12 protein-coding genes are annotated in these 15,915 nt (G+C 46.3%); all 12 read right to left on the reverse strand.

Annotated features, from left to right (window positions below):
- Nucleotides 1-37: 37 nt before the first annotated feature.
- The 12 genes from ASG93_RS25655 to ASG93_RS25710 all read right to left on the reverse strand — a co-directional run bounded on the left by ASG93_RS25655 (nt 38) and on the right by ASG93_RS25710 (nt 15,886).
- On the reverse strand, nt 38-946 hold the full coding sequence (locus tag ASG93_RS25655; protein WP_056836582.1) for an NAD-dependent epimerase/dehydratase family protein: 909 nt from the start codon (nt 944-946) through the stop codon (nt 38-40).
- On the reverse strand, nt 943-1,776 hold the full coding sequence (locus ASG93_RS25660; protein WP_056836584.1) for a dTDP-4-dehydrorhamnose reductase family protein: 834 nt from the start codon (nt 1,774-1,776) through the stop codon (nt 943-945). Before ASG93_RS25660 ends, ASG93_RS25655 begins: the two co-directional genes overlap by 4 nt.
- Nucleotides 1,773-2,759 carry an SDR family NAD(P)-dependent oxidoreductase gene (locus tag ASG93_RS25665; RefSeq protein ID WP_056836586.1) on the reverse strand — a complete coding sequence of 329 codons (987 nt, stop codon included), beginning with the start codon at nt 2,757-2,759 and terminating at the stop codon, nt 1,773-1,775. Before ASG93_RS25665 ends, ASG93_RS25660 begins: the two co-directional genes overlap by 4 nt.
- The gene (wecB, locus tag ASG93_RS25670) at nt 2,749-3,843 is read right to left on the reverse strand and encodes a non-hydrolyzing UDP-N-acetylglucosamine 2-epimerase (RefSeq protein ID WP_056836588.1); all 1,095 of its coding nucleotides are present in this window, start codon (nt 3,841-3,843) and stop codon (nt 2,749-2,751) included. The genes ASG93_RS25665 and wecB overlap by 11 nt, the downstream gene beginning before the upstream one ends.
- Nucleotides 3,840-5,759 (reverse strand): glycosyltransferase family 4 protein, encoded by a 1,920-nt coding sequence (locus tag ASG93_RS25675; RefSeq protein WP_162262879.1) that lies wholly within the window; start codon nt 5,757-5,759, stop codon nt 3,840-3,842. Before ASG93_RS25675 ends, wecB begins: the two co-directional genes overlap by 4 nt.
- A gap of 76 nt (nt 5,760-5,835) precedes the next feature.
- On the reverse strand, nt 5,836-6,117 hold the full coding sequence (locus tag ASG93_RS35785) for a hypothetical protein (RefSeq protein WP_056836591.1): 282 nt from the start codon (nt 6,115-6,117) through the stop codon (nt 5,836-5,838).
- 42 nt (nt 6,118-6,159) lie between these two features.
- Complete coding sequence (locus ASG93_RS25685) at nt 6,160-7,302, reverse strand: glycosyltransferase family protein (protein WP_056836593.1); 1,143 nt, start codon at nt 7,300-7,302, stop codon at nt 6,160-6,162.
- A 15-nt stretch (nt 7,303-7,317) separates the two neighbouring features.
- Entirely contained in the window at nt 7,318-8,421 is a 1,104-nt protein-coding gene (locus tag ASG93_RS25690; RefSeq protein ID WP_056836595.1) for a DUF3880 domain-containing protein, read from the reverse strand.
- Between the two features lies 1 nt (nt 8,422).
- Complete coding sequence (gene rfbD / locus ASG93_RS25695) at nt 8,423-9,295, reverse strand: dTDP-4-dehydrorhamnose reductase (protein WP_056836596.1); 873 nt, start codon at nt 9,293-9,295, stop codon at nt 8,423-8,425.
- The gene (rfbB, locus tag ASG93_RS25700) at nt 9,292-10,296 is read right to left on the reverse strand and encodes a dTDP-glucose 4,6-dehydratase (RefSeq protein WP_056836598.1); all 1,005 of its coding nucleotides are present in this window, start codon (nt 10,294-10,296) and stop codon (nt 9,292-9,294) included. The genes rfbD and rfbB overlap by 4 nt, the downstream gene beginning before the upstream one ends.
- On the reverse strand, nt 10,296-11,015 hold the full coding sequence (locus ASG93_RS25705) for a sugar phosphate nucleotidyltransferase (RefSeq protein ID WP_056836688.1): 720 nt from the start codon (nt 11,013-11,015) through the stop codon (nt 10,296-10,298). The genes rfbB and ASG93_RS25705 overlap by 1 nt, the downstream gene beginning before the upstream one ends.
- Before the next feature lie 212 nt (nt 11,016-11,227).
- Complete coding sequence (locus ASG93_RS25710) at nt 11,228-15,886, reverse strand: WIAG-tail domain (RefSeq protein WP_056836600.1); 4,659 nt, start codon at nt 15,884-15,886, stop codon at nt 11,228-11,230.
- Nucleotides 15,887-15,915: the final 29 nt, after the last annotated feature.

A 15,915-nucleotide genomic window follows, 5' to 3' on the forward strand; every position in this document is an offset into this window, starting at 1 on the left:
CGCCCTTTCCGGTATGTTATTGATGTTATTGACAGATTCATGATTCGGTCCGATAGAACCGGAGAATATCCGCTATAGAAGTTTCAAAAGATATTTCCGGCCTCCACCCTAAAGCATTGATGAGGGCTAAATCTAACGGCTTAGGGGGTACATAGCCTTCGATATGTCCGACCTCCAGCGGTAATGGCTGTTCGATTAGCAATTCAAAGGCTTTCACGATCTCCAGAATCGTACGATTGCTGCCCGAACCTACTGGATAAACCGTTCCCGGCGTACCGTAAAGCAGGATATGCGCATAGGCTTTAACAACATCCCGTACATCAAGGTAATCGCGCTGCTCGATCAAGGAAGAAAGCCGGAAAGGAGTGTTCTCTACACCTCTTTCAATTCTGACCGCCTTCTTTGCCAGAATCCCGCATAACCCGTTGGAATACCCCGGTCCTATCAAGTTGGAAGGCCGTGCCACCATGACCTGTTGTTGAAATAAATGAGACCACGACTGAGCAGCCAACATTTGAAATGTTTTGCTTAGGCTATAAGGATGCAGTGGCTGTGGATTCTCGTTCAACGTAAAACTAAGCATCGATCCCGCTACGACAATGCGGCAATCGGGGTAGTCCCGTAGGGCGTTCAGAAGATACAGAGTTGCCATCACATTCGCATCCATGTGTCCGATCGGATCAGTCCATGAATCTTGAACCGCATTTCGTCCAGCCAAATGCAGCACATAATTGGGCATCGTTTTCCGGATCAGCTGATGAACCTGTGCCCTATCGGTCAAATCGCAAATTTGAACCTGATCTGCATGAACAACGGGCGTGTTCTCTTTCCTAACAACAGCAATCACCTTCATGCCGCTAGCGGTAAAATGCTTGCAGGCATGCTTACCCGTAAAGCCATTTGCACCAGTAATAAGAATCGTGTCTTTATCTGTATTCGAGTTCAAGAAGATCCCATCCAATCTGCCAACTGCTTGAGCATAGTTGGATACGTCGATACTTCGAAAGTAAAATCATCCCTTGAGTTGATTAAAGTTCGGTCAAGACGAATCTCCTCGTCTGAAATGATCGTTACGTCGCGTTTGTCAAATGCCTGTTGAAACAAGTGGAGCAATTCATATTTGCTTATCTTCTGCGGTGCGGTCAATTGAAGCAGTCCGAAGACCGGATGTTCGATGGCATGATGGATAGCTTTAGCAAGCTCTAGCGTCGTTACACCATTCCACATCACGCGGTTATAGCCTTTGACAATGCCCTGCTGCTGCAAAAACCATTGCAATAAGCCAATCCCTTGCTTGCGGATTTCCGGTCCTATAATCGACGTCCGGATCGTAAGATGTGGACCGCCAGTCACCTCTCCAAGCGCTTTCGATCTGGCATATACCGTCGTACCTTCCGGCTGGTCGTTCTCCTTGTAATCTCCCCGATTCCCGGAAAACACGCAATCCGTGCTAATATGAATCAACTTGCCTCCCTCACGTTCAATCGCTTCACGAATCCGATGAGGCAGAAGGCCGTTTACCCAATAAGCCTCTTGTGGATTCGCCTCTGCAAACTGGTTCAGGATACCGACGCAGTTGACAATAACGTCAGGAGCTACAGCTTCAATCACTTTATCGACGAGAATAGGATCACTGGCATCTACGTAAAGTCCCTTTGTATCTTGTTTATCCCTTGTTGTGTACTGAACATGATAGCTGCTGTATTCGCCAAAGTACCGGACCAGTAAATGACCAAGCATTCCCTGCCCACCGAAGATGAGCAGCTTCCGCGTCATCCCAGAAACCCCCCTTTAACGAGCATTTTTTTTATTTCCGCTTTCGTCATCAACGGTTCTTCCGAGCTGAAGCTTTCGTACGGCACTTTCGGGAAATTCGCATAATGCGCTTTAAGTCCGGGGATTTCGATCGTTGGCAAAATGACCAAATGTTCATCGTCATAAGCAACTGTAAATTGGCTTTCAAATTCAGAAAGCAAAATTTCATGGATTTTCTCCCCCGGTCGCACACCGAGCTCAATCACTTCCACATCCCGTTTTCCGAGTTCTTCGATTAGCACCTCAGCCAAATCTACTATTTTACATGTAGGCATGGTTATTACGAATATTTCCCCCCCCTGCCCTGCTTCAGCACCCCGAAGCATTAACTCGATCGCTTCCTGCTTCGTCATGAAGAAGCGCGTCATGTTTTTATCCGTGATGCCGACTTGACTCTTTTCCTGAATTTGCTTCATGAACACGTGAATGACGCTTCCATTCGTCCCCAGCACATTACCTCCACGAACGTTCACGAATTTGGTATCCGAGCTCAGCAGATTGGCATACACGATCAGCTTCTCCCCAATCGCTTTCGTCATGCCGTAGAAGTTAGATGGGTTCGCCGCCTTATCCGTCGAGATGTTGATGACTTTCTTCACTTTGTTCTCGATAGCCGCTTCAATGACATTCTGCGTTCCCACCACGTTCGTCTTTAAAGCTTCGTAAGGCTGGTCCTCACAGACGGGAACATGCTTGAGCGCCGCCAAATGGAATAAATAATCGACTTTTTCACAAGCTTTCATCAAAGCCTCTTTATCCCTTACATCCCCAATACAGAAGATCAGTCTGGCATCCTCAAAGGTTCGTTTCATCGCTACCTGTGTCGATTCATTACGGGAGAATACAATAATCTTCTTGGGATTTTCCTGAAGCAGCTGTTCTATGAGCTCATAACCCCAGGATCCCGTCCCACCGGTCACTAAGATTGTCGCGTTAGCAAACATTATCTTTACCTCCTAATAAATATTGAACGACTTTTTGCGATACATTTGTATCCAAATAGCCATCTGGGCAATGCCACCCTGCAGGAAAACTCACCATCACTTTAACCGCGTTCAATATTTGCTCAGCTCGGAGACCAGAAACCACATTACTTCCGCAATCGACGGTTTCGGGCCGTTCAGTTGTCGTTCGAATGGTCACCGTCGGCACATGGAAAATGCAGCATTCCTCTTGAACGGTGCCGCTGTCTGTCAAGACACAGAAAGCATGCTTCTCCAGATGCACAAAGTCGAAAAATCCAAATGGCTCATGAAATTGAACGAGTGGATGCATCGTAACCATGCCATCCTTCTCGAGTCGTGATTTGGTCCGGGGATGAATGCTGCAAATGACTTTATGTCCAAAGGTTTCAGCAACCAGATTAAGTCCTTGGAGAATTTGCTGTAGTCGTTCAGGATGATCCACATTTTCAGCACGATGTGTCGTAACCAGAAAGTAAGGTTCACCTTTCAGATCTAGTTTTTCCAGAATGTCACTTTGTTCAATGCGTGTTTCATAATGAGTCAGCACTTCATAGATGGGATTCCCTGTGACGATAATGCGATGACTTGGTACGCCCTCCCTAAGCAGATTGTCTCGGCCGTAACGGGTGTAAGGCATATTTATACTAGAAATCGCATCGATCACTTTTCGGTTCTTCTCTTCCGGTACACCGAGATCGAAACAGCGGTTACCCGCTTCCATGTGAATCACGGGAATACCCATTCGCTCGGCAAGGATGCTGCTGAGTGCACTGTTCGTGTCACCCAGAACAAGCATTTTATCCGGGCGTTCAAGTGTAAATATACGTTCTAGCTCTGCGAAAAGGACTGAGAGCTGCCCTCCTAACGTACGCTGCTGGTTCTGCAGCATATAATCAGGTTGGCGCAGACCCAGCTCCTCGAAAAAAACGTCGCTAAGCGTTGAAGTGAAATTCTGTCCTGTGTGAATGAGCACATGTTGTTCGGCCAGCTCATCCAGCTTCTGAATAATGAGACTCAGCCGGATAATTTCGGGGCGAGTCCCCAAAACAGTCGCGATTTTCATCTTTTTCCGCCTACCTTCACGATGCTTTTATGCTTAGGACGATGTCTTGCCGTTACCCTTTTTGCACGACGTCTAGCCTGCCCGTATCTTCTTATCGACTTTTTCGCCTGGGTTACTTTCCGTTTGTGTGCTTGGAAACCACCCTTGGCGAACCTGCGGGTGCCCTTTCTCGGCTTTGTTCCTTTTTTCGTTTTTTTCATCATGATCATCTTAGCCTTTCTCAGCTTTGTTCCTTTTTTCGTTTTTTTTTTCATGATCAGCTTCGCCTTACTTTTTCGTCTTGGACCCTTTTCCGCAGCTTCCTTGCCTCCGCCAATCGAAAGACCAGGCGTATAAGAAGCGGTTCCGCTCTCCGGAAGCAAGACGACCTGTGACATCGAGTACCCGTAACGCTGAAGAGCACTTTCTGACATAAAAGGATACCTCACCCCATGCTGCATAAGGTAAACCGTTGGCCCTTGTCCTCTCGCTACATAAATCGCTGGGGCATATGTCAGAAAAGGCTCTTCTGCACGAATGGGAATACCTGTCGGATGCATGGCTAGCTGGCGATCACCTACGATCACAACTCGGTTCCAATCAAATTTATAGAAATTGAAGTCTTCACCTGTAGATATAGGGCGCTTAAGGCCTTGCTCAATGACGAATACCGTATGTGAGGATTCCCCTTTCAGCAGGAAATACTCAGGAAACCTAGAAGCCTTCTGCCTAACCATCCGCCTTGATTCCAAGACAGGCCCGAGATGAGAAAGGAAACTTCTCAAACGGCAACGATAGGCTTCAATACCAAACACTTGATGAACCACTTGGCTGTTTCTATTCCCTATGTTCTGGCGGTTTTGGTGATCCGATAGTAAATACTGAATCTTACTTGTGAGATCGCGAACATCTCCTTTATGGGCCAGGAAGGCTTCATTTCCCGTTGACTTCAATATTTCTTCCAACCCACCTGAGCGATAAGCAACAACTGCTTTACCAAATATGTGACCTTCTAGGGCGGTTAATCCAAATCCCTCGTTCAAAAGACTAGGAATAACAACGATATCCATCGCTGGGTAAATAGATTGAATGTTGGCATCAAAAGGGAGGAAGGAGAATTGAGATGAGTAGCCGGAGATCATGATCATTTGTATGCAGGATTCCGTATAGACAGGGTCAGTTGGTTTGCCTGTAATCATAAAGTGGGCCATCCGATTCGTTTCGCAAATGTGTATTCCCATCTGAATGAAATGGTCCAGCCCTTTATTCGCGTAAATATCGGAGGAAATGTAGCCGATGACAGGCCGCTCATCATAGATGCCGATTTCCGCACGTTTGCTTTGCCTTCTTACCGGCCAATCACTAGGGTTATAGTGCTCTATGCGCCATGATGGAGGAAGTACGAACTTTTTGTTGCTGCGCATAATGCTCTGAAGCGGCTGCATCGTTGTATCCGATATACCCACAATCCAATCCGCATATTGATCCATGAGCTCTACACTGAAGGTTGTGAATTCATTCATTAGAATCGTCTCCGCAATGACCCAAGTAACAGGAATTCCCAATCTCTTAGCGGCCACTGCCGGTAAAATGTTAATGCAAGTATTCGTGATGACCATTTCCGGCTCATGAATTAATAGAAGATCGATTAAGCCAGGCAGTTCTGAATGAACAAGCAACTCCTGGAAGAGGTGGGGTAAAGCTGCTGAGGGATGATACATCTCAAATAAAAGAGGGAACGATTGGACAACCGTGTTAATGCCATGGTTTCTAGCTTCTACAGCTAAAAGTCCTTCTCTGGGTACCACTAACGTACATGCATAGTGCCTTCCAAGTTCCAACGTCATAAAGAGCAGCATTTTTTCTGCACCCGTAATATGATCTGGACTACAAATATGGGAAAATAATAAAACTTTTGGTTGTTGTGGAGTTGACATGTGTAACATACCTGCCGCTGAGACAAGGTATGGAATTCACCTCCTTCTATGAATGCATTGGTCATTGTTTGCTGGATTAAACGGTCGGCTGTTCTTGCTCCAAAGCATAACCTTGCGCGAAGCCAGTGCTGAAGCCCTCATTGTAGGCTTTATCGAAGGATGCATTATATTTTATTCTGCGGTGCTTGCTGATTCTATGTCTTGTTCCCCGTCGGGACAATTTCGCATGACGGCCTGCCCGTAACTTTTTCTTCACAACTAGTTTCTTCTTTGGATGAATCTTACTTTGCGCAGCAGGTCTCTTTTTTCGGAGGGTTATTTTAAGCTTCAGCTTCCGCACTTTTATCTTTTTGATCAATGTCCATGCACCTCAGCTTCCTTATCGTTAGGACCGGCGTTCTCATCCTTGTTGTCCGAAAATAATAGCGAGCATGTTAGACAGCCTATTCGCATAGGTGTGATCTCGCATTGTACGATACAATCCTCGCATAGCTATTTGTTTGCGTTCTTCTTCGTGTGTCAAATAGTATTCCATCTTCTCTACCAGATCTTCTGGTGATGTATAGGTGACAATATCGTAATCCGGTGTATAAAAGTTAACCAAGTCGTCGCGTACATCTGTTAATTGAAGCACGCCGCAGCCGGATATCTCGAAAGTTCGCGGATTGGGGGAGGCACCAAGTATTTGCCGGCTGTTATTGTTATATGCCGGGTCATCATAGGCTCGGTGCATATTAATGACGATTTTGGCTCCATTATAAGCATTTGCTGTTTGCTCCGGCTGCATCCAGGTATTGAGCTGAATCTGAGGCGCAAGCAGCTTATAGTGCTTCAGACGCTCCCACCATATGCCTGAGATGAAGACCCGTTTGTTTGACAAATAGGAAGCCAGCCGATCAAACAACGCCACCCGGTTCCAATAGGCAGATCCGATGAAGCTGATATCCCGATGCATACCATGTGGAATAGGCTTTGGTCGAAACATATCCGGTTGAAAGGCAAGCGGTAAATAATGAACCTGAGGGCATCCCATTTCCTTATATAGCGACACGCAATTCACTTCCAACGTGAACATGAAATCGTAGTGGGTCGCATAAGAGACGGTATAGTCCGTGTAATAGGGGTCATCCGTAAGCCATATGGCCGTGCGGATGCCCATACTGCGAATCCGGTCCACCACATCTAGAGATAGATTCATCCCATCTAGAACAATCATCAGATCGGGATGATAGTTTGCAGCAAGCGTTTCAAGTTTTGCCTCCGGTCTGCCGATACGAATCGGATCATTATCACAATTCCCTATAATTAATTCACGGACTAATGGACGCAAGCTGCCAATAATCGCATGATCCAAGGGCTCGTAAGGAAATCCTTTACCTGACGTTACATACAGCACTCGCACATCCCAGACGGGGTTAGGTATCCGATCACGAATCGCTTTCTGAATGATAGCTTCACATTGCCCCAACCTAACTCCGTTGGAAAGGCCAGCTTCATAACCGTCCTTTTTTCCCTTTCTCGAGAACTTCTTATCTTTGGCCATCTTCTACACTCCTTTCTAGGCGAATACAATGTCCATCAGCTTGCCTAATCGATCCACAAACGTATGTTCGTTCATCGTTCTTCGCAAGCCTCGTATCGCAATTCGCAGCCTATCCTCTTCATGTCTTAAGTAATGTTTCATCTTCTGGATAAGCTCAGCCGAATTATGAAAGGTCTCGATATCATGACCGGGTGTATAATGCAGATCCAAATCGTGACGGTAATCTGTAATTTGCAGTGTACCGCACCCAGAAATCTCATACGTTCTCGGATTAATTGAATGGCCCGGGATATTTCTACTATTTTTGTTGTACACTTCATGATAGGTTTGGCGATGAACGTTAATGACAATTTTGGCTCCGTTATAATACTTCACAGACTCTTCAATAGGGATCCATTGCAGCTTAATGCCCTTCTTTAGCAGCTCAAATCCCTCTAGTTGTTCCCATAATCCCCCTGCAATCAGCACTTTTTTATCCGCTAAGTATGGGGTCAGCTCATTGAATAGGTCGATCCGGTTCGGAAACCCATTTCCAATAAAACAAATATCACTTCGATATTCGGGACTAACATGCATAGGCTTAAAAACAGCCGTATTGACTGCCAAGGGTAAGTAATGGACCTGGTCACAACCAACTTCCCGATAGAACGCTACACAGCTCAATTCATGTGTAAACACGTAATCATAGTGAGGAGCAAGGGTGGCCGTATGATCGGTAAAATAGGGGTCGTCAGCGAACCAAATTGCTGTACGTATGCCCATCTGTCTCACTTGATCGACATGGTCTGTGTGATCAGCCGGAAAGACATGAAGACCATTCATGACTAGCACAAGGTCCGGCCCAAGCTCTGCCGCCAAACGGAGCATGTCGACAGCAGTTGCTGTAAAAGCTTCTCGGACCGTTTGCCGCAGACCATGGGCAATTCCTTGGTCAATGGCATCGAAGCCTTGAATGATAAATAACACTCTGGCACCTCTGAGCGGTAAGGGGGCAGGTCTCATCGAGTCAGTAACAAATTGGCACCGCCCCATCCGGATGCCATGTTCTTTACCTTTCTGCAGTCCACGTTTTCTACCCATATACGGACCATACGGACGAGTAGCCATCGTTTTGCTCATCTCACACCTTCTTTTCTATGACTGCCGGATAAACATGGTCGATGTTCAAGAAGAAGTTCAGCGCCGATTTCCAATCTCTTATCGGGGTAAAGCCATTGTCAGCAATAGCTTTTTGAGCAAATGCCGAGTACATCGGTCTTGCTGCAGGCAATGGAAACAAATCCGAATGAACAGGAATCAATGGAACATGCTCCATTTGAGCGATCTTCAAAATGTGCAAGGCGAATTCATATCTAGAGCACACCCCTTGATTCGATGCGTGATAAATGCCGTACCTGTCCGTTTCAATCAGTTCTCGAAGAAAGATCGCCAGATCCAAACCATACGTGGGTGAGCCGAATTGATCATCTACAATGGACAGAGGTCCACCCGATCGTGCCTTTTCCAACACTTTGGTAACAAAGTTAGCTCCTTTGGTGCCATATAACCAAGACGTACGTACGACAAAATGCTTCGAGCAGGTCATTCTGACGAATTTCTCTCCAAGCAGCTTGGAATGACCGTATATATTGTTTGGATTGGTGATATCCCCCTCCTCATACGGGGTTTCCTTCGTTCCATCAAAGACATAGTCGGTACTCACATATACAAGCTTGGCACCGATTTTCTCGCAAGCCTTTGCAATGTGCAGGGCTCCCATAGCATTCACTTGATAGGCTAGCTCCGTCTCTACTTCCGCCTTATCGACATTCGTATAAGCAGCAGCATGTATAACAACATCCGGTCGCTCTTGTAGAAGGATGTCCATGACTTTCTTCTCATCGCTCACGTCAAATTGGTCTTTGCGCCAAGCGGATACTTCATGAACGAGGCCAAATACACGAATGAGATCATAGCCGAGCTGTCCACCGGCTCCAGTAATGAATATTTTCATGGAAGATCAGCTCCTGTATGGGCGCGATAAGATCCGTCAGCAATACGTGCACACCATTCGTGTTCTTGCACATACCAATCCAGTGTCTTCTTTAGTCCCGCTTCAAATGAATAGGACGGTACCCAGCCCAGTTCACGGCGAATTTTGGTACTATCAATCGCATACCGACGATCATGTCCAGGCCGATCAGATACGAAGTGGATCAAATCCTCCGATTTGTTAAGCAGCTTCAGAATGCTTTTGACAACCTCCAGATTCGTTCGTTCATTTTGTCCGCCGATATTGTAAACCTCCCCAGGTACGCCATCCTCAATCACTCGTTCAATCGCTGAACAGTGGTCTTCCACATACAACCAATCTCGTATATTCAATCCATCGCCATATATCGGAATCGGCTCATTGCGAAGGGCGTGAGTAATAATGAGTGGAATTAGCTTTTCAGGAAACTGACGAGGACCATAATTATTAGAGCAACGAGTGATCACAGCCGGAAACCCATAGGTTTCATAGTAGGCTCTGACTAGCAGATCCGAACCTGCCTTACTCGCAGAATAAGGAGAATTCGGTGCTAATGGAGTCGTTTCGGTGAATGCGCCCTCGTCTCCAAGTGATCCATAAACCTCATCCGTCGAAATATGAATGAATTTCTTGACCTGATGCTGTCTTGCTGCCTCCAATAAGCATTGTGTCCCTGCTACATTCGTAAGCACAAAGCTGCGCGGGTTATGAATGCTTCGATCCACATGGGATTCGGCGGCAAAATGGACAACAACGTCAACCCCGTGCTTCATCTGTTCGTTTATTAAAGCAGCCTGACCGATATCACCATATACAAACTGGTAACCAGCTTGCCCATCTAGAGACCTCAGGTTATCCTTGTTTCCTGCATACGTAAGTAAATCAACATTTATTAAATGATCTTCCGGATGATTTTTTTTCCAATAATAAATAAAGTTACTTCCAATAAATCCCATTCCGCCCGTAATAAGAATCACCGACATCAGCTTTCCTCCTTCCTTACAAAAAGAGTAGCCTGAAAGAGAGATTCATGTGTCCCGGCATCAATCCACCATCCTGTAAAGAACCCATGAGTAAGCTTGCCCGCAGCTGCGTACACATTGTTCACATCGGTGATTTCCAGCTCGCCTCGTTTGGAAGGCGTTTGTTTATTAATAATGTCAAACACCGTAGAATCAAATAAATATATACCCGTAACCGCATAAGACGAGCTCGGATGATCCGGCTTTTCTTCGATCCGTTCAATGATGTCATTCTTCATCTTTGCAACACCATATCTTCTAGGATCAGCCACTTTCTTTAGAATGACCATCGCTCCATCTTTCTGCTTCTCGAAGGTGTCAATTATCGGAATTAATGAATCTTCAAATAAGTTATCACCCAGAAGAACGACGAATTTCTCACCCGTCAACACGAATTCCTTCGCTAGCGCCAGTGCCTGAGCGATTCCCCCGGCTTTATCTTGGAGCTTGTAGGTAAGACGGACACCAAACGTTTCACCACTGCCCAAGTATTCCAAATACAACCCTGCGGATTGTTTTCCCGTGACTAATAAAATATCTTGAATGCCAGCTTTGCATAATTTCTCGATGGCATATTGAATCATGGGTAATTCACCGACTGGAAGCAAATGTTTATTGATGATGTTCGTCAGAGGACGCAAGCGGCTTCCCGTTCCTCCCGCCAGTACAACACCCTTCACAAGACATACCCCTTTCCAAGCGTTATAATGGTGCATATCCACATCCACTTCTTTAATCATATGCTTTCGTGATATATGGAAATTGGACGAATACCCCTGATTCCAAAATTGGTCATTCAACCACACGAAAATAGTACCGCTAAACAACAAAATACGGCTAGCTCGCAGTATCTGCGACACTAGCCGTTATTAATCACCTGAACCCTCTTCATTTACAACTTCTTGCCGATAGCTATCCAATTCACGATACCTTGTTGATCTGGTGAAAACTTGGCACGCATAATAGACACTACCGCGTTTTCCATCGATTTTTGTTTCACAGATACATAGCAGGACTGGTGATCCGTCATTGCCGTTAACACATAATTCTCATCCGCAAACTTCTCATCGAAGTGTAAGACCACTTCCATCATTTCATCCTGAGTTTCCATTTCAAAAGGAACGAGTCCAAACTGCTGCGTAATATTTTTTTGCGTACTTGGCGTCTGCAGGACATTTTCCGTTAATTTCGTTACGGAAAGCGATCCATCTGCAATGTGCTCACTTCTTACAGCACTTGGTTTCAGCTTTGATCCGTCAATGCTGCTGCTCGCAATATGAAAGTTGCTAATAGCCGCATAGGCCAGTTTGCTGCCATCAATACTGCCAACCGTCAGCTTCGATCCTTCCAACGCACCGTCTGCCAGATGGCTGCTATTCACTGCGCCAGAGGCCAACTTACTGCCATCTACGCTGCCAGCAGTCAGCTTCGATCCGTCTACGGAACCGGGTGCCAGATGACTGCTGTCCACCGCTCCAAACGCCAACTTACTGCTATCTACACTGCCAATAGCAAGCTTCGCTGCATCTACAGCGCCGTCCATCAGGTGCTCATTCCTGACCGCACCCTCTACCAATTTACTGCTATCCACACTGCCTGCCGTCAGCTTGTTACCATCTACAGCGGCTTCAGCCAGATGCTCTTTCGTTACTGCGCCAACTGTAATCTTACTGCCATCTACACTGCCTGCGGCCAACTTCGAGCCTGACACAGCATGATCAGCAAGGTGTTCACCACACACCGAGCCGCCCGCCAATATTCGACCGTTCACACTGTCATCAGCCAGCTTAGCCTCATCCACAGCACCGTCCGCCAGATGTCTATTCGTAACTGCGCCTGCGATGAGCTTACTTCCATCCACGCTGCCAATAGTCAAATGATAGTTGCTTATGATGCCAGAGGCCAGCTTGCTGCCATCAATACTTCCCGCAGCCAGCTTCGCGCCATACAATGCGCCATCAGCAAGGTGATCGCCGCTAACAGCTCCTGCGGTCAACTTACTGCCATCTACACTGCCTGCGGCCAGCTTAGCCCCATCGACAGCACCGTCGATAAGGTGAGCGTTGTTGACAGATGCAGCTGTCAGCTTCGTGCCATCTACACTTCCAGCGGCTAGCTTTGTAATATCCACGGCACCTTCCGCAAGATGAAAACCGCTAATCGACGCAGATACCAGCTTACTGCCATCCACACTGAACGGCGCCAGCTTGCCGCTTGTAATGCATCCGTCTCCCAAGTGCTCATTCGTAACTGCGCCTGCCAATAGCTTGCTGCTGTCCACACTGTTTGGAGCCAACTTTGAGGCATTAATGGATCCAGCAGCGATGTGATCGCTGTTCACAGCCCCAGTAACTAACTTGCTGCTGTCAACAATACCCGCAGCCAGCTTCGCACTCGTAACGGAGCCATCAATAAGGTGACCGCTGCCAACCGTTCCTAGAGCTAATTTACTACTTCCTACGCTGCTGTCTGCAAGCTTAGACCCATCCACTATGCCATTCGCTAAGTGTTCATTATTTACAGCGCCTGCCGCCAGCTTCGATCCATCTACAACGCTATCAATGAGATGTTCCCGATAAATCGAACCCGCCACTAACTTAGTCCCATCCACACAACCTGCTGCCAACTTCACACCATCTACAACACCGTCTGACAGATGCTCATTCCTTATTAAGCCCATTGTCAACTTACTGCTGTCTACGCTGCCTGTCGCCAGCTTCGCTCCATACACCGCATTGTCCGCTAGATGATAGTTACTAACAGCGCCAAGTATCAATTTGCTCCCGTCTACCGAATTCGCAGCAAGCTTATCATTATCAACAGCACCATTGGCCAGGTGTTCCGTGTCAACAACCCCAAACCCTAGCTTTGCACCATCCACAGCGCCATCAGACAGATGTTTGCTCAATACTGATCCTAGAGACAGTTTCGTACTGTCTACGCTGCCCATTGCCAACTTCGAATTACTTACAGCACCATCCGATAAGTGCTCACTATTTATAGCAAGCGCTGAAATTTTGGAATTCGTGATAACCCCGTCTGCCAAATGTCTTCCACTAAGCGCGCCGCTTACTAGCTTGCTGCCATGAATACTTTCATTAGCCAGTTTAGCCGCTGTAATCGCCCCATCAGCGATATGCTCACTATTGATGGCTTTCACTGAGATTTTGCGGCTAGTCACACTCGCATCTGCTAAGTTGGCTTCCATTACCGCTTGGTCTCCCAGTTTCTTCGTTGTGACTGCTCGATCCTGGAGTACCCAGGTCGATATGGATTCACCCTGCAAATGCTGGGTTCCAACCGCTCCGTTTGCCAGCTTCTCTTCTGTAACAGCTCCTAGAGCAAGTGTTTCAGAAGTGATCGATTGTTCGACAAGTTTACTTCCTTCCAGACTTCGGTCAGCGAAGATGCCAATATTAATCGATCCTTGGGCTAAATGTTCGGACGTTATTGCACCTGGTTTAATGTGCAACCCATTAATAATATTCTCTTGTAAATGGCGAGCTTCTATAGACATCGAGGCCATTTTGCTGCTCGTTACAGCTTCTTCCGCGATTTTACTCGTTGTAATGGTTTCATCTTGCATATGAGAGGTTGTAATGGCTTCCTCAGCTATGTGTTCGCGTTGAACCCCCATCCAAGCAATTTGTTTCTCGCCGATTGCTTGATCTGCAACATGCTCCGAGCGAATCACATTTAACCCGATCTTATCCCCGGTAACAATCCCATTCTGAAGATGCTCTTTACCAATGGCCAGATGCGTGATGTGCTGACCAAGTACAGCTACTTCCTTCAAATGGATACTACTAATGATGCTTTCCTGCAAATGTCCTGTTTTGATGGAACTCGGAGAGATTTTATCTGAAGTGACACTGTCATCCTTCAACTTTGAAGTATCAACACTGCCATCCGATAATTTCTCATTCGTCACAGCACCGGCTTCAAGCTTAACGGTAGTAATGATATGATCAGCCAAATGTATATTCTGTATGGATTGTGCGTTAATATGTCTTCCCTCAACCGAGCTTTCGGCTAATTTAGAAGAGGTGATTGTTCCATCTTGAAGCTTGGAAGGCGTGATTTCACCATCAATCAAATGCCTATTGCTAATCGTTTGACTGCGGATGTGCTTTCCTTCAACAAGGTCCTCTACCAATTTAGCTGATGTAATGGACCCATCTTTCAGTTTCGAGTTCGAAATAATAGCGTCCGCAAGATGCTGGCTTTGAATGGCATTAGGATGAATGTGAATATCCGTAATGAGGTTTTCTGCCAACTTATCCGATGTAATGCTTCCATCCGAAAGCAAACTTCCATATAAAGCCCCATTCGCAATATGCTCCGCTTGAATCGAGCTTGCAGCGATATGACGACTCGTGATTGCTTCATCGGTAATATGTTCACCATAGATGGAGGATTCCTGCAAATGTTTCGTCTCAATCGCTAGTGGAGCAATCTTCGCGCTCGATACAGCCATATCCGCAATCTGATCCTGATTTACAGCATCCCACGCCAGCTTCTCTGTGGTGATCGACTCATCTTTCAAATGAAAGTTCTCAATAGCAAGATCAGCAATATGCGTTGTTTCAATTTGACGCGGAGCAATGTTATGACTTAGAACACTGCCATTAGCCAAGTGCTCTCCATAAATACTTTGTGGTTGAAAATGAACAGAGGTAATGCTCGCATTGGCGATTTTCTCTTCGGTCACAGCCTGATCTCTCAACTTATCCGTTGTGACGGAAGCATCCGTCAGCTTGGCGGTATCAATAATATAATTGGACAAATGCTTTGCTTGCACAGCACCGCTGCGAATCTTCTCTCCAGTTATCGCTTGATTATCGATCAGTTCACTCGTAATGATCAGCTCAGACAAATGTTGTGGAAGAATGGAACCGTGAGCAATTTTTATGGAATCAATAGTTTGATCAGCCAGCTTATCGGCTGTGATACTATTGTCCAACAGTTTACTGCCCGGAATGGATTCATCCTGAATTTTATCGCCCAAAATACTATGCGGAGCAATATGTTCATCGTTGATCGCTTGATTAGCGATCTTATCTCTTGTTACGCTTCCCGGAGCAAGCTTCGAATGCTCGATCGCAAAATCCTTCAGAGCTTTCGTGCCGATACTTAGGGGTTTGATTTTGCTCTCATCGACGGAGCGGCTTGCAATTTTCTCCCAAGTAATCGCTTCTTCGACAATATCGTCCGTATAGACGACAGGGTTTACAAATTTCCCCGTTTTCCTTTCAGAGAGCATTAACAGTGGTGGCGGGGGAGCGGAAGCAGTGGAAACCTTCATTAGATTAGGTTGCTTGTTAATTTTGGCCGTTTCTATTGGCGATCTCACGTTCCCCTTAATTGGCGGAATCGGTTCACTCGTTTCCGTCTTCTGAACGGGTTCCGCTTTCTCGACTTTCTCGACTTTCTCCTGCTTCACTGGAGTTGATACTGGTTCAATCTCATCTATCCAATCAAGTTCGTTCACCTTGCTGGAGTTCACTTTTTGCACATTAGGTCTTACCCTGCTGCTCTTACGCTTACTCATAGACTCCTCTCCATTCTCCAAGAATTAGT

This window comes from Paenibacillus sp. Soil787 (assembly GCF_001429545.1).
Taxonomy (GTDB): Bacteria; Bacillota; Bacilli; order Paenibacillales; family NBRC-103111; genus Paenibacillus_E.